Annotated in this window: 21 protein-coding genes; 13 read left to right on the top strand and 8 right to left on the bottom strand. The window is 38.2% G+C overall.

What is annotated here, in order from left to right; genetic code table 11:
* Positions 1 to 39: 39 nt before the first annotated feature.
* From H8S52_RS01300 to H8S52_RS01265, 8 genes are all read right to left on the bottom strand, one after another.
* Positions 40 to 1059, bottom strand: a complete 1020-nt coding sequence (locus tag H8S52_RS01300) for a DUF5689 domain-containing protein (protein ID WP_222620277.1) — start codon at positions 1057 to 1059, stop codon at positions 40 to 42.
* 21 nt (positions 1060 to 1080) lie between these two features.
* Positions 1081 to 3822, bottom strand: coding sequence for a TonB-dependent receptor (locus tag H8S52_RS01295; protein ID WP_186909214.1), 2742 nt, complete (start codon positions 3820 to 3822; stop codon positions 1081 to 1083).
* Positions 3823 to 3834: 12 nt separating this feature from the next.
* On the bottom strand, positions 3835 to 4872 hold the full coding sequence (locus tag H8S52_RS01290; RefSeq protein WP_186909213.1) for an endonuclease/exonuclease/phosphatase family protein: 1038 nt from the start codon (positions 4870 to 4872) through the stop codon (positions 3835 to 3837).
* A 14-nt stretch (positions 4873 to 4886) separates the two neighbouring features.
* Positions 4887 to 6086: a DNA/RNA non-specific endonuclease gene (locus H8S52_RS01285; protein ID WP_370527529.1), complete on the bottom strand. Its 1200-nt coding sequence runs from the start codon at positions 6084 to 6086 to the stop codon at positions 4887 to 4889.
* 78 nt (positions 6087 to 6164) lie between these two features.
* The gene (locus tag H8S52_RS01280; RefSeq protein ID WP_186909212.1) at positions 6165 to 8528 is read right to left on the bottom strand and encodes a DUF5689 domain-containing protein; all 2364 of its coding nucleotides are present in this window, start codon (positions 8526 to 8528) and stop codon (positions 6165 to 6167) included.
* Between the two features lie 384 nt (positions 8529 to 8912).
* Positions 8913 to 9149, bottom strand: coding sequence for a leucine-rich repeat protein (locus tag H8S52_RS01275; protein ID WP_186909211.1), 237 nt, complete (start codon positions 9147 to 9149; stop codon positions 8913 to 8915).
* Positions 9150 to 9158: 9 nt separating this feature from the next.
* Positions 9159 to 10616, bottom strand: a complete 1458-nt coding sequence (locus H8S52_RS01270) for a leucine-rich repeat protein (RefSeq protein ID WP_186909210.1) — start codon at positions 10614 to 10616, stop codon at positions 9159 to 9161.
* A 154-nt stretch (positions 10617 to 10770) separates the two neighbouring features.
* A complete protein-coding gene (locus H8S52_RS01265) occupies positions 10771 to 11808 on the bottom strand; it encodes a site-specific integrase (protein WP_186909209.1) in 1038 nt (345 codons plus the stop codon).
* Between the two features lie 604 nt (positions 11809 to 12412).
* Here H8S52_RS01265 and H8S52_RS01260 point away from each other — a divergent pair.
* The 13 genes from H8S52_RS01260 (at position 12413) to H8S52_RS19860 (ending at position 20017) form a co-directional block, all read left to right on the top strand.
* Positions 12413 to 13291: a ParA family protein gene (locus H8S52_RS01260; RefSeq protein ID WP_117742245.1), complete on the top strand. Its 879-nt coding sequence runs from the start codon at positions 12413 to 12415 to the stop codon at positions 13289 to 13291.
* Positions 13281 to 13736 carry a hypothetical protein gene (locus tag H8S52_RS01255; protein ID WP_186909208.1) on the top strand — a complete coding sequence of 152 codons (456 nt, stop codon included), beginning with the start codon at positions 13281 to 13283 and terminating at the stop codon, positions 13734 to 13736. The genes H8S52_RS01260 and H8S52_RS01255 overlap by 11 nt, the downstream gene beginning before the upstream one ends.
* 45 nt (positions 13737 to 13781) lie before the next feature.
* Positions 13782 to 14225, top strand: a complete 444-nt coding sequence (locus tag H8S52_RS01250) for a DUF3791 domain-containing protein (RefSeq protein WP_186909207.1) — start codon at positions 13782 to 13784, stop codon at positions 14223 to 14225.
* Entirely contained in the window at positions 14222 to 14704 is a 483-nt protein-coding gene (locus tag H8S52_RS01245; protein ID WP_117742242.1) for a DUF3990 domain-containing protein, read from the top strand. The genes H8S52_RS01250 and H8S52_RS01245 overlap by 4 nt, the downstream gene beginning before the upstream one ends.
* A gap of 145 nt (positions 14705 to 14849) precedes the next feature.
* The gene (locus H8S52_RS01240; protein WP_186909206.1) at positions 14850 to 15362 is read left to right on the top strand and encodes a hypothetical protein; all 513 of its coding nucleotides are present in this window, start codon (positions 14850 to 14852) and stop codon (positions 15360 to 15362) included.
* Between the two features lie 24 nt (positions 15363 to 15386).
* Entirely contained in the window at positions 15387 to 15956 is a 570-nt protein-coding gene (locus H8S52_RS01235; RefSeq protein WP_186909205.1) for an ORF6N domain-containing protein, read from the top strand.
* Between the two features lie 38 nt (positions 15957 to 15994).
* Positions 15995 to 16804 carry a Fic family protein gene (locus H8S52_RS01230; RefSeq protein ID WP_186909204.1) on the top strand — a complete coding sequence of 270 codons (810 nt, stop codon included), beginning with the start codon at positions 15995 to 15997 and terminating at the stop codon, positions 16802 to 16804.
* A gap of 50 nt (positions 16805 to 16854) precedes the next feature.
* Positions 16855 to 17271 (top strand): hypothetical protein, encoded by a 417-nt coding sequence (locus H8S52_RS01225; protein WP_186909203.1) that lies wholly within the window; start codon positions 16855 to 16857, stop codon positions 17269 to 17271.
* Between the two features lie 6 nt (positions 17272 to 17277).
* Positions 17278 to 17874, top strand: a complete 597-nt coding sequence (locus tag H8S52_RS01220) for a hypothetical protein (RefSeq protein WP_186909202.1) — start codon at positions 17278 to 17280, stop codon at positions 17872 to 17874.
* A 17-nt stretch (positions 17875 to 17891) separates the two neighbouring features.
* Positions 17892 to 18446 (top strand): ORF6N domain-containing protein, encoded by a 555-nt coding sequence (locus H8S52_RS01215; RefSeq protein ID WP_186909201.1) that lies wholly within the window; start codon positions 17892 to 17894, stop codon positions 18444 to 18446.
* A gap of 35 nt (positions 18447 to 18481) precedes the next feature.
* The gene (locus tag H8S52_RS01210; protein ID WP_117742238.1) at positions 18482 to 18670 is read left to right on the top strand and encodes a hypothetical protein; all 189 of its coding nucleotides are present in this window, start codon (positions 18482 to 18484) and stop codon (positions 18668 to 18670) included.
* Positions 18671 to 18714: 44 nt separating this feature from the next.
* A complete protein-coding gene (locus tag H8S52_RS01205) occupies positions 18715 to 19230 on the top strand; it encodes a hypothetical protein (RefSeq protein ID WP_186909200.1) in 516 nt (171 codons plus the stop codon).
* 49 nt (positions 19231 to 19279) lie between these two features.
* Positions 19280 to 20017 (top strand): hypothetical protein, encoded by a 738-nt coding sequence (locus H8S52_RS19860; protein ID WP_255469948.1) that lies wholly within the window; start codon positions 19280 to 19282, stop codon positions 20015 to 20017.
* Positions 20018 to 20020 lie beyond the last annotated feature (3 nt).

The raw sequence follows: 20020 nt of genomic DNA, 5'->3' as shown, positions 1-20020 counted from the left end.
TTAATTAATCTACTTCTAAAAGCAGAATAGATACGATATTTATTTTGAGAATTCTATATCGTCAAATTTATTAATAAGCAACTGATAAACCGGATAACGTCCATCCTTGCTGGAATATTTAGTATAGATACCAGTTATATTGCCGATATCACCATTTACCGGTAACGGTTGTAATGCGAAGTTGGCATAACCACTTACACGTACTATATAGTCACCCTGTTTTGCACTATTGTCATTTCCCCCATCATTTTCATCAGGGACATAGGTAAACAAAGCAGAACCATAGAAATGTTGATTATTGTAACTATAAGCATATGTAGGTATCAGTCCTTCTTCCTTATAATATTTACTTGTATAAGTGGCCTGAGTAGAGTTATTAAGATATACACTTTCCAAATACATAGGATAAGTATTGCTCCCTATTTTTCCTTCTTTATAAGTAAGCTTTTCAAAACGTATAAGGCAGCCTAACTTACTATCATCAAGAATAGTGTGATAGTCATTGGCAGTTACAGTAATAATATCATCCTCCGTCAGTTCACCTTCTGCTCCCTCAAACACGTGAGCATTCAAATCCAACTGAGTTTCAATGTTACGATTGGCATACCCTTTTTGCAGATCTTCAGCAGTAGGCGGAAGTCCTACACTAAGCATATAGCGATAACAACCGATAGCCAGCCCTTTTGTCTTAACATAGAGTGTCTGTCCCATTTGATAATAAACATAGTTACTTACCATAAGTTTTAGCTCAATGGCTTCTTCACCGTCGTAGATGTAAACCGACTTGTAAACATTGCCAGCCTGATCACTGGAGATTACCTTACCTTTAATAACGTAGTCTTCCGTTATCTCCAAATACTGTTTCAGGGATGCTGCTCCATTCCCGTATTTATTGTAAAACAACTGCTTGAACTTTTTGATGGAGATTATTTGTCCTTCCCCGAAGTCGGCGTCCGACCAAATTTTGGCAGGAGCCGGATCATCGAAGTCATTATAGCAACCGCTGACACTCAAAGCCAGCAGCGCGATTAAACATATATGTATAAATTTATTTATCATAATCTGTACGTATTATCAATTTTAGAAACGGAAGTAAAGATTCAAATAATAGTTTGTACCCAACATGTAGAAATACTTGGCATCAAACGGCTCATACGTCAGCGTACTCTGTTCTTTGTTCTTAAGCAGTCGGATTTGCTCATAACCACCTGTCTTGATATTCTGGTTGTTAAGCAGATTGTCTACACTGAGGCTGAAACCGAGCGTGTACTTACGTTGAATGTACCAGTTCTTGCCTACACTGGCATTCATAACGAAAGCTGAACCAAATTTCTCCTGATTGCGTATAGCTGCAATCTCTTCCTTCGTCATGCCTTGTGTAAGTACGGCATCAGTACGGTAGAGTGGACTCATAGAGAGATACATATTGTCATAGAAGTTTCCATCCAGTGAAATGAAGATATTGTTACGACTACGGTAGGACAATCCAATATTGGCAGCCAATTGCGGAGTACTTTCCACACGTTTGTTTTTCCAGTAAACTTTACCCTGGTTCTTTATCTCTCCGCTATTATCCTGCAATTGGATATAATCAGGATTAGAATTGTAGGTATACTGTCCCCAACTCAATGCTCCTTTTAATGCAAGTCCCTCATAGATAGGTACTGACGCTGCAAGTTCCAATCCAAAGTGACGTTTATCTATACCGCTCATAGCAAAGTTGGAGTAAGTGGCCTCTACATCGTCATAGTAGGAAATTACCTTAGTCTGGTCGCGGAAAGTGGTATAATAACCGGAAACTCGTGCACGAAAATCACCCCAACGGAAATTATAAGATGCATCTACACCAAATACTTTCTCCGTCCCTACACCGGGAGTTGCCGCATTACGTGTACGTGGAGAAACAAACGCATATTGAAAAGCGGGTGCATCCTGCATATAAGTAATGTTGGCATCAAAAGTGTGAGAAGCAGAAAGCTGGTAACGGAAATTTGCTTTTACTTTATAAGTTAGGTAATTCTGCTTTTCGGAATCACCTTGCGAATCATCAGGGAAAAGTCCCTTGCGCCAAAGTCCGTGACGCCATAGGGTAGTATGTCCAATTTCACCGCCTACGCCTATCTCCAAATTGGCAAGATTAAATCCGTATTGTGCCCAGCCGCGACCACTAAGGACATTCCCATAATAGTCATAACTATACTTGTCTCCTTTCTTCACAGCTTGTGCATGACCGTATTTTTCATAGTAATCCATGTTGTTTTGATAAGGAATAGGATCAAGTCCGCCCATGTCACGTTCAGCAAACTTATCTACATCTATCCAATAATCACCGCCAAGCAGGTCTTTCACTTCGCTGTAGTACTCCGTACGGTTACGACGCAGGTTAATACCGGCGTTCAGCTTGGAGTTATTCTTGAAAATGTGTGAGAAGTGTGAACTCAAGTTCCAGTCCAATTGGTCTGTATGGCGTTCCTCGATCATGTTGATGGAACGATTGCCTTCTCCATAAATGGAATTGGGAACTTGGCTGCGGTTGATGTCATACATACGGTCCCAGTTGATATGACGAATGTTATCGGTGTTTCGCATCCACGCTTCCTGCAACCATGCACCGGTGGTTGTACCCTCGTAATAGCTGGGCAGATAGCGATAGTAATCGGGACGCGGGTCGGGACCAGCATACCATGTGAGTGCCGAATAACCGTTCTGACCGAAACGGAGAGAAGTAGCTACATTCAACTGCGAACGGTCGTTGATGTCAAACGTGTAGTTGAGCATGGTGACAGGCTCATGGTAATTACGGACACGTGCATTGCGGCGCTTTCCGTCCTGCCAGCCCCAATTGGGATTGTAATAGTTGTTGCCTACCAAGTCATAGACTTCTTGCGTGGAAGCTTGCTGCGCACCGCGTTCGGTAGGCGCTCCAAGTACCAACAAGCCCAGACGGTGTCCGTTACGGAACTGCTTCTCTACAGTGCCGAAATATCCATAGGCATTATAGTACACACCCTTGATGTAGTCATTGCCACCTTGACGGGTAGAAACAGAGAACGCATACGACCAGCCATTGTCCTGCATACCCGACGCGTAAGTTACCATACCACGAAAACGGTACATGGAGTTGGCGTTAACCAGACTCATCCGCCAGCCTTTGCGCATCTGCGAGGGACGGGTGTTAATGTTGGTCACACCGGCAATACCGCCCACTCCCACATCACCCATTGCAAGGCCGGTGGTGTTTTCCTGGTTGCGGGTCGCATCGTTCAGACCGCTCCACAACGACCAAGGCGTATAACCTGTCATAGCGTCATTGAGCTGAATACCATTAAGATAGACATCGGAAAACTGAGAGTCGTAGCCGCGGACATTGAAACGCATCTCACTGAACTGGTAGGATGCGATATTGTTGAATATGTCTTTTGAAGCGGATAACGAAGAAGGAAGAGACTGCGCATCTTCCATTGTCTCCGTATCGAACTCTGCGAATATGGCATCATCCATCATGACGTTTCGCTCGGGAACAAGAACCACACGTATCTCACGTATCATCTTGTCCACACGTACTGGAAGATTTAGCACTTCATATTCCGGCGTTTCAAAAACAAGAGTATATTCACCTTGTCCCAAATTGTCGAATACAAACTGCCCAGAGCCATCGGTAGTCGTTGTGACTTCACCCGGCATCATTGTTACTTTCACTTTGTCTATGGTCGCGCGGGTAGTACGCGATACCACCGTACCTTTGATTCCACCCATGTTCTGGGCAATGCCCGGAAGCGAAAGCAAAGAAACCAATAATAGCAATAATGTTTTTATTTTCATAAATAGATGTTTTTATTTTCCTATATAAATATATACCGGGAAGTGATCGCTATATCCTCCCTGAAAGTTGTTGCCTACATAGGTACGCAAGGGATACCCCTTATACTGGCCCTCTTTCTGCACCATATAATGACGCTTGAAAATGTTGCCGTAGAATTTGGAACCGGGGGCTTTCTGAATCTTCAGCTTGTCTGTGGTATCGTTTACGAGGTTTTCCGTCACAACAATATTGTCGAAGATGTTCCATGCGTCACCATAAGCAAGAGTGCCGTATCCAGCTTTCAGCATGGATGCATAAGGTGCGTAGTAGTCGCCTTTCTGTAACTCTTTAACTTTGAGCTTGGCGCCCAGCCCCTGTGTGATGCTGGGATCGGTAGGATCGTCATTAAAGTCACCCATCAGCACTACTTTAACATCAGGGCGGATTTGCTTCACAGAGTCGGCAATACTGCGCATCTGCTCGCCTACAGCTATACGCTTGTACTCGGACGCTTCTTTTCCACCCAGCCGCGAAGGCCAGTGCCCCACCATAAAAAGGAAGTCCTCTCCGTCTATTTTTCCCCACATGGTAAGGATGTCACGGGTTTTGAAGTTGGGCAATGAAGGTATTATTGTACGTATGGCTTTCTCTCCTTCGAGCTTGAACACGTCAGCACGATAAAAGAAAGCCACGTCTACTCCACGTGCTTCAGGCGAGTCGTGATGTACGATACGGTAGTTGGCAGGCGCCAGTTTGGGAGCAGCCACAATGTCCTCGAGCACATTGCGGTTTTCTACTTCGGACACGCCTATTACTACAGGATAGTCTTTGTTAATAGCCGCGATGTCGAAGAACACACGCTCCATGTTGTGTAACTTCTTGTCATACTTGTCCTGAGTCCATTTCTTGGGGCCTTCAGGGGTGAATTCATCATCCAGCACTTCCGGATCATTCACCGTATCGAAGAAATTCTCCAGATTGTAGAAAACAATCTTATAGGGCTTGGTTTGCGCATACACCGTAAGGCTTATGGCAAAGAAGAGAAAGACTAAGATAGATTTTCTGTTCATAATGATTGCTTTTATCAATTTATATTCCAGTCTGTAGGGTTATAGTCCTGCTTCACTTCGTCGGGAATAGTAGGGAAGAAAGTAAAGCCGGTCTTCTGCTCGATGTCAGCCACGCTGGTGCAAATGGAACGGGGCGGTTGTACGTTACCGTAGGACTTGTGCTCCACCCAAAAGCCGATAGTTTTCAACTCGGACGCTGTACAGTCACTGACATATTTCCCGGTCTTTCCGCTTTTGGTGCGGAGCAGTACCTTGAAGTAGTTGGTTGGTACAGGAACGAGATTGCCGCCACCGTCATAAGTGGTGGTGGAAGTATTCGCAAAATAGGCTCCAGTAACGACGTAGAGAGTATCTTCGCAGTTGTAGGTACGCACTTTGTCTTCCAGCTTTCCCCACATGTCCTGATTAAGACGATTTAGCTGCGGAGTCATATTGGAAAAATAGAAAGTCTGACGGTTCATCTCATCAGTGGCTTGACGGTCGGCAGAGGGAATTTGATGTCCACGGTCGTAGCTTCCCTTATAACTTCTAAACAGTTCCGGCTGGAAAGAGGATTCAAACAAAGGGTCGAAGTTCCATTCATCCACGCGACCTGCATCACCGTTGGTATAGGCTTTGTGTAGTGGATAAGCTACCCATAGGGCGGCTTTCTTGGCCTTATCAAAACACAATGAGTAATTGCGCACATTCTTATTGCCCAGTTTTACATAATGGGTGGCATAAACGTAGTTCGCATCTTGTTTATAAATGGGAATTTCTGCGTATCCACCTTTAAAGTCTGGCAAAACAGACTGACCTATAGCCACTTGCTTCAAAGAGAGGGTATGGGGTTCCTTCTCTCCGTCGAAAGTAAAGGAAATAATGGCTGTACGTCCTTCCGTATCGGTATTTGCTGTATAGTAAAGGTAGAGTACGTTTATTCCGTCTTTCACTTCTCCCTGAACAGTCGTTCCGTTACCAGTGAAATCGTTGTGAACAAAAGAACTCCAATCAGTACCGGCAGTTATCTCGGCTGTCCATTTAATTCCTACTGCACCTGATATGGACAAGGTGGCCACTCCGGCTTCTGCAGTTACCGAAGAAGTGGTTTTCCAGGATACCTGACCGGGAAGTACAGGTTGATCTCCCTCTGAATTGTCACTGCACGATGATAATGTCAGAATAAAGCAGAGGATGAAGTATAAAGTGTTAAGAGGATATTTTCTAAGTATCACATCAATAATGTTTTAGATAATGAGACCCTTGAAAAGATAATTCTCTCTTCAAGGGTCTTATAAATTTGTTATTATATATTATTCGTAATACAAATCAAGTTTGCTTATTTGGGCATTTTTTGAACTTGTTTGAACAATCCGATAAGCTGTATCTACAGATGTTCCTGTTAAGATGTAGGTATAACTTGAATTCTGTGTACTCCATTTTTGTGATTCACCACCGGTAACAATAGCCCCGTTAGTATCTTGAATCGCCATTGATAGAGCTGTAGAAGTTGTACTGCTATTAGATGCTACGACCTTTACTAATTTTTTACCGTTAATAACAGGAAATTCTATATAACATTTAGCGTTCTTAAGCATCAAATAACCAGCATTTTTATAATAGCCACCGGCGGAATGTATCTTCAAAGTATATCCGTTAAAGGTGTATTTATCCGGATTATCTTCTTCTGTTTTCTTTGCATCCGCACTCCCACTAGGAAAGTCCGTTGGAAATATTTCATCGTTTGTAAAGTCCAAAGAAATAGTAGGGGCAGCCGATTCATCCACAATATTGATAGTTACGTCCTGTGAATTGCCGCCATCTACACTTATAGTTAAAGTCTGGGTTCCTGATGCAGTTGCTCCTTCCACCTTTACTTTTACTATATTGCCATTAACTTCTGCAAAAACCGGGTTAGAAATCCCTGATACATTCAATGTCTTTCCTTCCAAGTTTGCTCCTATAACGGTAACTTCTTGCTCACCACCTGTCAACGGAAATGTAAGCATTGCCGGTTCCACTCTTGAAATATAAGGATTACTGGAAGTGAAATCTGCCACATCTGCAATTGTACGCGGCACAATCTGTACAGCATTTTTGTAAACAGTGATAAGACCGGTTATATTTCCTGTTGTATTAGCTTGATAAGCAGTAGTAGCAAAATCTCCTACACTTTTGCAAAAAACATTCAGTTTCGTACCGTTTACGGTAAATTCCTGAGCACTCTCCGCTCCCCATATTTTACTTTCCGTGGGAGAAGTCACATTATTTATAGTGACTGTTGTTCCCTGATAATCGGCAAGATTAGATAAGTCTGTTAGAACGATAGGAGTTATTTCTGCTGTCCCTATCTTTTCTATTTTGCACCAAGTGCTTCCTTGTGCACCAGTCACTTCATAAAGTCCAGAATAGTTTACAACTTTTGCCAGACTCTTATATAATGTGACTTTTACCTTATCGCCTTTAGTCAAGTTCAATGTGGACGGTTCTACCTGATCTCCGTATAATGTAATACCCTGTTTAGCATCAGTTGCTCCTTCCACTGCTAAAGCTAAATTTCTTTGGGTATAGTTTCCAGCATTTACATCAGCTTGCACTACTGCTTCAAAATATCTATCGGCGGTAGCATCTATTTCTACCTGAGTTGTATTAGCTTTTGCCAAATCTACCAGTTCGGTAATGGTAATAGGAGTTGCCTCACCAGGTTCTGTGCTGCCACCAGCTAAATCAATCTCTGTACCGCCAATACCAGTAACAAGAACAATATCATCCAGGCTAAACAAAGATGCAGTTGTTGGTGCAAATTTGATATACAACTCTGAAACAGCATTCTTCAAAGTAAAGTTTGCTGTAGCCAATACCCAATTGGGAGATTGCTCATCTCCTTTATTTCTTGTATAGGTAAGTTGTTTCCAGTTCGTACCGTCAGCGCTCAAATATACCGGGAACTTGGATTCATCAAATGAATTATCTTTTGTATCGTACACATAAGAATTTGCACCAAAAGTCAGTTTCAATTTAGTCTGTTCGGAAGTCAAAGCAATCTTATTGATAATCAATGAAGCCGGACCAGTTCCAAAGAAGAAAGCATTACCACCAGACGCACCCTCATAGCCCCCGCTACTCTTGGCACGTACATCCATCTTCTCCGAACTACCGGTATAAGTTACATTAGCTACCCCTGTACCTTGTTTATCCCAACCAGTAAAGTCCTTGACCGGCGTTTTTTCCGAAACGGCTGTAGTTCCTAATGATTCCTGATAAATCACAACAGTTTCGATAGGTTCACTGCCCATACCGCGCTTGATGGTTACGGTTTTCGACAATAAAGCCCCTGTTTTATTACTTATTTGTATATCAACCTTAGCTTCATCAGTAGTACCAGCAGGTACACTAACCTCAATTTTTGCATTGCCCTCACCTTCAGTCTTGGAAAGTGTAACCCAGTCCTTCTCATCCTGTACCGTAATAGTCCATTTTCTATTAGCAATAATCTCAAAATAAGATTGACTACCTTCTTCAACAGTACCTTCTGCCGTGAAGTTAAGGGTTGTAGGGGAAACTTCCAAAACAGGTGCTTCCGTGTCCTCATTATCGTCTGTACATGCGACAAACGACATTACACCCAACATGAGTATAAACCCATACCAATACTTGATAGCGTTTAATTTCATCATAAGTTTAGATAAAATAATTAATTATTAATAAAATAAGACATAATAATGCAAAGATAATAAATAAATGGATTTGCAAGAACAAACGGATATTATATTTTTATTACATTTTTTACAATGCTTTACAGTCTAAAATATCCACTTTCTCTGAACAACGCTTAAAATTATATCCTTACCCAAAACAATGATAAAGTTTGTAAGATAAAAGACAAAGAAGAAAAAAGTAGCTAGAATTACTTCTTTCTCTATCGGTATAAATACAGTAATCCCCCTACTTCGATCATGAAGTAGGGGGATTACTGTTTATCTATTGCAAGATTCTGATAATTAAGTTATTTCTCCTATAACATCCATCGTATTCATGAATAATATACATAGTACAAAACTCTATTCCTCAATATACTTATCAAAATATCCCAATGGGGTTAAAAAATAATCATTCCAAGTCTTTTTGGGAATAAATAGGGTTGCATTTGTATAAACTTCCTCCCCGAAAGCCGTTTCATGTATACTTTTTAATGTTGTAGGCAAGGCCTTTATGTGAATTTCTTTTAAATTAGTGCATTTATTAAAGGCATATTCCTTAATTGCTGAAGTATTCTCTGGTATTATGACTGTTTCCAATGAAGAACATCAGTTGAACGTGTATCCTTGTATTTCTGTTATACTCTTAGGTATATCTATTTTTTTTAGACTTTTGCAATTGCTAAAAACGCCATACTCTATTTCTGTAATATTATTCGGCATATTGACATGTTCGAGCGAGCTGCATCCTGCGAATAGTGATTGGTAGAGTTTTGTTACATTTGATGGTATTTTTATCTCTTCTAATGAAATACAACCAGCAAATACCAACCTTAATATTTCCGAAATGCCGTCAGGCAAGTCAATATTTTTTAAAGATTCACATCTAGCAAAAGCATTGTAACCAATACCCGGTTTAGCCTCATTTTCAAAAATAACATTGTCAAGTGACTTGCAGTTATAGAAGGCAAACCATGAAATATAATTCACTGATTTAGGTATATTTACATTCTTCAATAGGAGACAGTTCTTGAATGCTCTTGCATCTATTTTTTTGGAAGAATTTGGTAGTTTTATTGATTTAAAATTGCAGTTCTCAAACATATTTTCTCCAATAATATCATTTTCTGTATAAGCATCGACTTGAGGGTGTTTTTCATCATCTATATAAATGGGTATTGTGTAGTGAATATCTTTTTTCCCATAAGAAACACCACCTTCTACGATTCGAGACTGGCTTAAATCAAGATTTATTAAGTTGGTCATTCTCTTAATAAGAACAATATCATTTCCGTTTATATCACCAATAACTTTTAATCCTGTAACATCTTCTATGTGTTCTGCACCAATGATGCCAAGCAGACTGCCAGCTTCTGTTGAATTTACTGTGATAAAGTTATTCGCTCTTTGTTCAATAACAACGGTCGCAAGTGTATCAAGCTCTTGAGTTACGAATAGTATGTCTGCATTTCTATCTGTAAGCAAAGGATTCTCACTGATAGCAAAATAATGGCTATTAGAAGCTTTTGTGTTATCTGTCATTTCCGTGATCCAATCAATATCTGGCATTTGAATCATATATTGGACATTGCTTTCCACATCAACTTTTATTATACCCCCTCTCGTTTCTACATTAAAACTCTCTTGAGATAAACTTATAGTTGGTTTTTCCACATCATCTTCAGTGTTTTTTTTATGTTGAGTAATTATAAATGTTATAGTTGATGTTCCCGCAAAGATATTGACATATACGAATCGTTCATTCTCGTCTGTATTTTTTGTAACAGTAAATTTTACGTTATAGTTTCCCGCTTTTCCACTTGTCATGGAGGGTGTACACCATGTCATATCATTATTAGGAGATGAAATTTGTAAATTCCAATCCATACTACAACCAAATTTTATGAATTGCTCTCCTCCTTCTCCACCAAATATAAGTCCTTCTTCCAGTGAAGAATCAATATAAAATATTGGTGCAGTTGAGTTGCTATCTTCATTACAGGCTGCAAGGCTTAGAGACGTAATAACAATAATAAAAACTAGTCTGACAAATCTTAATACTTTCATTTTAATTTGATTTTTTTGTATAAATGCTACAAATATAATATATTATATTAAAAATAGGCTTTTAAAGATATTTTATTTATATGGCACGCTGTTTCTCTAGTCAACTAAATAAATTATGTTTTCCCTACCCCCCCCATTCAAATATAACAATCCTTTACTTTTCCCTCTTCCCTACTCTATAATTTTTTCTATTTGCTTTCCTCAGTTCTTTTTCCATAGTAAGGTCTGTAACTGCACTATATATCTGGGTCGTTTTCACACTTTGATGGCCGAGTATCGCTTGCACTGTGGTTATACTGACACCCCTATATAACAGCAAAGTACCACATGTATGTCTTGCTGTGTGGAATGTAATCTTCTTTATCCCTATTTGTTTTGCTATTCTTTTTAATATACGATTCGCCTGCTGGTTACTTTCCATGTGAAACAATAGACCTCGAGAGCGGGCTATTGATTTTGTTAACTTAAGGGCTTTTCCTTCAAAGATCGTGGATAATGGAATGCGAACTTCTTTATTGGTCTTGATCATGCGGAGAACAATCCACTTTTTCCTATTTATAGTACGTATATTCTGTTTGGTAAATGCGCATATATCCGAATAGCGTAACCCGGTATAGCAACTAAAAAGGAAGGCATTCAATGTTTCATTAGGCTCTTTCAGTTTCTCCCGGTAATGTTCCAGTTTCTCCAATTCCTTTTCTGTCAATGCGTCGCGATGTGACTGTTCGGTCTTTATCGTGTAATTAAGGAAAGGGTAAGTTGTTATGATGCCTTTCTTCCTGGCTACATTGATATAGCGTTTGAGCGTTTTCATATGCCTAGCTATGGTATTGATAGAAAGCTGGCACTCTACCCTCATATATATTTCCAGTCTTTGCAGATATTCGCTTGTTATTTCCTGAAGTTTGATGTTGGCCGAAAAGTCCGCTAATAAAGAGAGAGTGTCCCGATGCAGACACCTTGTACTCTCCCTGACTGTGGCAATAGCTATTTCTTTGCTCATAAATTCAACCAGGCTGTCATGCTTTTCCCTTATCGGTATCTGTGAACCGACGAGGTTGTTCAAGTTGCCACTACACCTTATATAATTCTCTCCACCTATATTTATTTGAATTAATAAAGCATCAGTGCCATTGAACCCTATGGCCTGAAGTTCTTTCTCAAAGTTAGTTATCGCTGTTGTAAGATCCATTCGTTGTTTGCTCTGTCTATTGGAATGCAAAAATAGTATAAAGTTATCCTGAACAAGTAGGGAAAGATAATATTTCAAAATAAGACTACTCCCATACCCTATCATTAGTGGGGTAGATTGGTGAATTTGCTTATCATATATAGATATTTAAAAATATACATTTTTAAATATCTGCACATCTACGTATTTACAATCTGTGTATTTTAATATATTGGTGTTAAGTGTTTCATCTCTATTGCGCATATTTAAACTCTTTTATATTTTAATATTTTAAAATGCAAGCATTTGAATATATACATATATTAATATTTGTATTTTTAAGTGTTTAAAATTATAAATATTAAATATTTTACATATTTAGAAGCATAAACATATAAATATCTACATATTTAAGTGCTTAAATATATAAATATACAAACAGTTAAACTCTTAAATATGCAAAAGTCTAAAATTTTTAATATACACATATATAAATATTCGAGAATTTAAATATATACATTCTTAAATATAAAAAAATCTAAATGTTCGGATATTTAGATTTTTAAAATTGTTTATTCAAAAACGAAAGCGTATTTTTGCTACATGAAATTATATATCTGAATATATGGCAACAATATTAAGCGTTTTAAATTACAAAGGCGGGGTGGCAAAGACTACTACAACTGCCAGCCTGGGTACAGCACTTTGGATTCTTGGAAAAAGAGTGCTTTTGATAGACACAGATCCGCAGTGTGATCTTACGTTTCTACTGGGTTTTGATGGGGCTGCAGGAGATGAGACCTTCAACGAATGGTTTATGCAGCAAAGCGAAGAAAGTTCTGTTCCGGTGTATGTAAGATATGAAGCTATAGACAACAGATATGACGGAAAGGAATGCTTATATTATATACCTTCTTCACGAGAACTCCGTGATGCTGATATGATGCTGGCTGCGCGGAAAGCAAGAGAACGTATTTTAAAACGCAAATTAAAACCGATTCAGGATGCCTTTGATTATATTTTAATTGACTGTTCTCCTAAAGAAAGTATCGTAAACTTTAATGCAATGGTAGTCAGTGATCAGGTGTTGGTTCCCATAGATTGTAGTGGCTTTTCCTTGAAAGGGATGCAGACATTGATTGATTCCATAAATGAAGTCAAAGATGATGAATTTAATGAGGACTTGGACATACTAGGCTTTTTACCTATACGATATGATCGAAATACCCGCATTAGCAAAAGTGTAATAGAGTATTTTGAAAGCCAATTCCCCGGAAAGGTGTTCAAAACAAAAATACGTAAAAGTGTCCGTTTTGATGAAAGCCCATTAAAGCATAAAACCATATTCGAACACGATCCGGAAAGTAACGGTGCTGAGGATTACATGAGTCTTGCTGAAGAAATTACAGGTGAGAAAAGACCTGAGGATTGGCAGCATCGAGCTTTGGAAGCATGGTATATAAAGAACCCGGAGGAACGCCCAGTAAATGATAATGAAAACTAATACATTTGATATTATGGCAGGAAAAAATGAAAAAGTAGACTTTTTAAGCGAAATAGGTTCAATGGTAAAGAACCAAAAAGAAGAGAATCAAATGCTACGTCGAAAGAAAGCAGAGAATAAGGCTAACGAACCAATGTTAGATGCAGAGCTGGAAAAGGATGAACAACAGCCTGTTGTTGATACCGTTGAAGTAAAAGAGGCTAAAAAAACAAAGGGTCGTCCAAAGCAAATTCTAAAAGTGGAACGGGTCAAACCCATGAATGTGTGGTTGGATGTAAATACACATAAAATGCTGGGGCGCATTAAGGTGGAATATGGCATTGAGATGAAAGACGTTACCTACATTGCTATCCGTAAATTCTTGGATGAACACATGAAAAACGGCGAGTTAGATGAAAAAGGCCTTAGTTATTTGGAAAATAAGCAGAAAGAATTGAACGGATAGGGGCTATTAATAGTTATAAAAGTAGATAACATAAAAATATAAAAGATGCTTCAGAATGATCAAAATCAATTAGGTTATGCCATGCTTCCATTTGTGATGCGTGAATTGGTTAATATGGTTATGAAGAAAAAGACATTGCCTTTAAGGGATGCCTTATATTATGTTTATTCTTCCCAATTGTATAAGTTCTTATTGGATTTGAATACTAAATTATGGTATTCAAGTACACTATCGCTTTATGAAGCATTAGAAAAAGAGAAAACAGAACAGAGAAAAGCGCAAGGTGATGACCCTAAAATTCTACTTTTCAAAATGTTCTGTATAGAAAATTACAGGGAAGCTAAAAAGAAGAGTGCGGAAGAAGTTCTTCTTTTATTCTCTGCTCATGGAGTCTTCGAGTTTCTAAATGATAATTTTGAGATGTTGCATACCCAAGACACTGAATATATATTAGATACTATAACAACCTACATAAATAAAAAGAGATGAAGTTATATCATGGTTCAACGGTTATCGTGAAACATCCTAATATACAAAAAGGAAGAAACGCTACGGACTTCGGTAAAGGATTTTATACAACAACCAATTTTGAGCAAGCAAAAAAATGGGCTTTACTCAAAAAGAATAGGGAACGAGGCAATAGGGCGATTGTCTCGGTTTATGAAGTGCCTGATAATATCCTTGACAGAGAATTTACTGTTCGCCATTTCGCAGGTGCAACAAAAGAGTGGTTGGAATTTGTCGTCAACAACCGTAAAGGAAAAACGACAGGGGTATACGAATTGGTAATGGGGCCTGTTGCTAATGATCAGTTATATGCCACTATCAGGCTGTACGAACAAGGAGTTATTACAGCAAATGCAGCTATTGAAATGCTTAAGACACACAAACTATTCGATCAACTTTCATTTCATACGAAAAGAGTCGCTGTGTTATTAAAGTTCATGGAAGCTATTAAGATTGAATAAAGAATGGAAGTCTTTGAGGTGTAATGTTGGCACCTTGAACAAAGAACTGTATAGGTTAATGAAAGTATGACTTCCTAATATAGTCAATAAATGAATGATCTTAAATAGTTCAACAACATGTGTTGACATGAATAAATGTACCAGTATGATCATAACAGGAATACGAGGAACCGAACTTGAAAGTCTATTCAAGCAGTTTTATGAACAGATGATTGATGACAAGAAAATAATAGTTCAAATGATTAAAGAGTTATCCAGCGTTACTCCAATAGAGATAGACGGTATGGATAGTTCTACGAGAAGAGCGACAGCAACATCGTTTTCTTGTGTATGGAGTTATGACTACATCCGATTTCCTAAATATTGCAACCCTAACCATGTCGTTCCCTACAATATGAATGGGATTACATATTTCACTCCCAACCGATGTGATAAAGTTTCAGAAAAGTTCATGAAAGAATGGAGACGCAAATTCAAAGGATTTAATGGCTTGCCTCTTCGTAAATTCGGAATTGACATTAAGCCGAGTTGCGGATATATCTGCTTTCACTGGAAGCCAATTATGTATAAAGGGAAATATGGCATAGATGTTTCTGATGGTATTAAGCAGTATTTGCCTAATATTAAAGACAAACAATATGAAATTGAAGCAGTATAGAAGTTGGCGTTTAAAAATACAATAATGAACGAATTACAACTCATCCAAGGCAAGATATATGAGATCCGGGGGCAGAAGGTAATGCTGGACTTTGACTTGGCCGAAATGTATGGAATAGAAACGAGAGTTTTAAAACAGTCTGTAAGACGTAACTTGAAACGTTTCTCAGGTGACGACTTTATGTTTGAACTGACAAAAGATGAACTTTCAAGATCACAAATTGTGATCTTGAAGAACGGCAGAGGAAGTAATTTTAAATACATGCCTTTTGCTTTTACTGAACTTGGTGTAGCCATGCTTAGTAGTGTACTCAACTCTGATACTGCTATTGAAATAAATAGAAATATCATGCGTGCCTTCGTCGCCATCCGTCAACTGATAGCAAATCCACCAGTAGACAGAGTAGGGGAGTTGGAGAAGCAGATGAAGGAGTTGAAAGATTACATCGAAGATGTTTTTGCCGACTATAACGACATCAATGATGATACCCGAATGCAACTGGAGCTGATCAACCAAACATTGGCCGAACTTCAGGCTAGGAAGAAGATTGAAGAAAAACCACGTAACCCGATTGGATTCCGGGCCTATGAATAGTAGTTATTCTCTATTTATCAATATATAAATAATAAATTATGACACCTATATTCAATGACATACAAAAGAAAAAGGCGGATTTCATCATGGCGAACAAGCATGCCAAACTTTCTTCATTGGTATCTTCCGAAATAAAAGACCTGGCAGTGGTGTGGTGTTATTACTCCGGAAAGATAGAAGGTAATACTTATACCTATGTGGAGACAGAAGCTCTTCTGAAGGATAATATCACATCGGAAAAGAGATATGAAGATGCCAAGATGCTGAAAAACCTCTATAACACTTTTGTTTCCGAAATGGAGTATATCAATAAAGGGAATAACCAGGAGCAGATAGATGAACGTACCTTGTTCCGGTTGCATCGATCCATCTCCAGCGAGTTGGTATCCAGTGAAGAGTCCGGTATACTACGTTCTCGTGCGGTCAAGATTACCGGTACTGAATATGTTCCACCAAAAGAAATCCGGGAGATACGGATTGCCTTAAATGAGATACTATTTAACCAGGAACTGTACGTTAATCCTTTAGAAAAGGCAGTCTACCTGCATTGCAACATAGCCAGGCTTCAGCCTTTCGTAGACGGGAACAAGCGTACCTCACGTATGATGGAAAGTATCGTTATGATGAATGCTGACTTAATCCCGGTATATTCCGCAAAGGATGCGGATATATTGCGCTATAGAAAAGGCCTGATTTCTTTCTACGAGACAGAAAATTATTCCGGATATGCAGATTATTTCCTTAATCGGCAGATAGAGCGAATTAATGAATTATCTTTGTCTGGAGAGGATACCTTTGACCTGGTGAACAATCGGGTGATTGAAGCGGATTGTGGAATGGAACTTTAATAACTAATAGGGAAAATAAAGAAATACATTTATTGATGTAGAGAAAAAGTATGGGCAGTAAAACTTTTGAAAAAAGAAAGCATGAAAGGCTGGCTGCAAAAGGGTGTTCTCAGTCTTTGACTATAAAGGTAATTAAATATGCCCTTAAATGCCGACAAGATAGGAATGTAAGTACCGTAATAGGGGCTGAATACAACAAAATAAAAAAGACAGGGGAAAATAAAGGTTACAAGCGTTCCAAATTGCATCCCCTCTTAATAAAGAGATTAACGTCATTGGGATCTATTGGGAAAATAAGGCCTGAATGTCCATTTCCGATAGGGAATTGTGCTGAAGTAGATGCTAGTAATAAAATTTTGCATAGCAAAAAGATAGCATTAAATAAAATTGTTTTTTCAGAAGCTATCCGTCCACGTACTATGGAAAAACAACCTACTTGCAAAAATTGTATTGATACTTTTAAATAAAAAATTATGCCTTATTCTGATTTATATATTTATGCTTCAGATTTTGATTGGTTTATTTTTGGTGATAAAATCAAAATACATGCAGCTTCCGCAGGTGGAGAAGTCCCTAAAGTTATTCAAAACAACATAAAACGTAATAGAGTGACATATGAGACTGTAAAGAAAATGCCTGATATCTTTGAAAAATCAGAGATTAAGATTAATGATTCTATAATAAGAAAATTCTATAATATGTCATTTGAAGACGTTCAATACATTCAAAAGGTCTGTGAACTTTTTATTCCGACAATGCCAAAAGACAGAGATTTTGTTTATCCAGATATGACAAGCAAAAGAGAACTTTTTGATTTTTATTATCAGAATATATATTGCCAATCATTTATAACTATGGCTCGAAAAGGATTTTACTCATTTGATTGTGTTGGCTTTCAAGGCAATTTTTATTATCAATTAATGGCCTATCCAGGGCGGAAAGAACCAGAGATTCAGTTACCCGAATGCCCTATAAACCAGTGCTCAATGACCATAGACGATTTATTTGATAATTCTTTGGATGCCTTTCCTATTATAAACTTAAACAAAATTGTGAACAATTTTCTTTAAAAGGTAATCAAATCAATATGAACGAACTACAACTTATCCAAAGCAAAATATATGAGATCCGGGGACAGAAGGTAATGCTGGATTTTGACTTGGCAGAAATGTATGAAGTGGAAACACGAGTATTAAACCAAGCGGTGAAACGTAATATTAGAAGGTTTCCTGATGATTTTATGTTTCAGTTAACGGTGAGCGAATGGGATAACTTGAAATCACAATTTGTGATATCAAGATGGGGCGGTACCCGTAAATTACCTTTTGCCTTTACTGAAAGCGGCTTGGCAATGCTTTCAGGAGTATTGAATAGCGATATCGCAATACAAGTTAATATCAATATCATGCGTGCTTTCGTCGCCATCCGTCAACTGATAGCAAATCCACCAGTAGACAGGGTAGGGGAGTTAGAGAAACAGATGAAGGAGTTGAAAGACTACATCGAAGATGTTTTTGCCAACTATAACGATATCAATGATGATACCCGGATGCAACTGGAGCTAATCAGCCAAACATTGGCCGAACTTCAGTCCTGGAAGAAAATAGAGGAGAAACCGCGTAATCCGATTGGCTTTAGATAGAAGTAATAATTTAATAACTAATAGAGGAAAATATTATGGCATGGAAAGTTACTGAAAAGAATATCAAGATCCATACAGTTATTGATGGCGTGGATTCCGTAGAGGATAGGAAAGCCACAATTTCTTATCGAAAGCTAAAAGCTCTCGGTGCGAAACGTAGAGTTTATAAGAACACAAAGGAAATATTCTTCCTTATTGAAACAGACTATGAGTTAACATTGTAAAGTCTGCTTATTTTCCCTATCAGTCAAACTTTAACATTAAATATATGAATACACAGAAAGCAATACAGTCTATTGACGCTGTTACGATGGCAATAGTCAACGGAATAATCAATACTGCCTTCATGGATAAAGTACTCTATGGAAAACTTGACAATGAGCTATACAAGCATGTCTTGAACAAGTGGGAAAGCAAGAAAGGTGATGTGTTTGATTTTTATCTGAACAGTAATGATGACATAAAAAGATGGCTGATTGAGGCTTTGGGAGTAGAGGTAGAACCAGATAAATACCCGGACTATGACAGCCAGATAACAGCACAAATTTGTGAAGGTAAAAACCGTTCGGAGATATATCCTTTTGAGACTGAAATCGTACATTCTTTTTTCCTCTTCGGATATAACCATAGCCTTGATGAACTGAAGAAAGTCAGTCCTTCAGCATGGCAAACTGTTATTATCAATAATATTGATCGATACGGGAATTATAAGAATTGGTCGTTGTTCTGGGCAAAAGCGAGTAGGGAAGATAAGATAGCCCTTTTGGAATATATGGATAAATAAAGTGTAGTTCGGTGTAATAGTATTGTCAAATTAATATGCAAGTTTTGTTATGCTTATTCCTTCAATGACGTTTTATGAAATGTATGAGGAATTAATCGCTGATCGTGCAAAACTAGAATATAAACGTCAGCAGTTAACTCCTAAGGCAATAAAAAGCCTTCGGAAAGCAAATAGTTTTCCAGCCTGGGAATGGTTTGAATACACAATTCCTAGCCGGCATAATTCGTACATCCTATTTTTTTATGCCGCCAACAGGCAAGCTGCTGAAAATCCTATATTTGATAATTTTTCTATAGTAAATGTAGATAGCAGACGCTTTGTACTGAAATGGGGTTGTTCTCCATATAAACATACTGAATCAGATACAATGGTTTGGACTAGAAGAATTGATGCATATAGTACTCATTTCTTTACTCGTTACAGAGAGCGGAAGTTGAATAATACAGAGATAAGCATTAATGAAACAGCATGTCGCTATTTTACAAGAAATGAAATAGCTCTCCCTATTGAACTTAATGAGGATATAAAAAGGAATTATCAAAAATATGGCGAAGCAGCTCAACGCGTAATGAAAGTACATGATGGACTTTGCTTTGTAAGAAGTGGTGTTGAAATTCACACTGATCCGGAAACTAAAAAAGAGATAGCCGATGCGTTGGGATTTGTTTATGTGACTTTCGTTGATGACAACACTCTCACACCTTCTCAAAATGAAGCAACTTTCAAAGAGGGACTTCGGTATTCGCAGAAACTATTTAAAGACCTTATTACAGATATAAAAGAATAATAA

Source organism: Bacteroides sp. NSJ-48 (assembly GCF_014287405.1).
Taxonomy (GTDB): Bacteria; Bacteroidota; Bacteroidia; order Bacteroidales; family Bacteroidaceae; genus Bacteroides; species Bacteroides stercoris.
The sequence above is the reverse complement of the archived record's forward strand: the minus strand, read 5'-3'. Positions and strand labels throughout refer to the sequence as shown.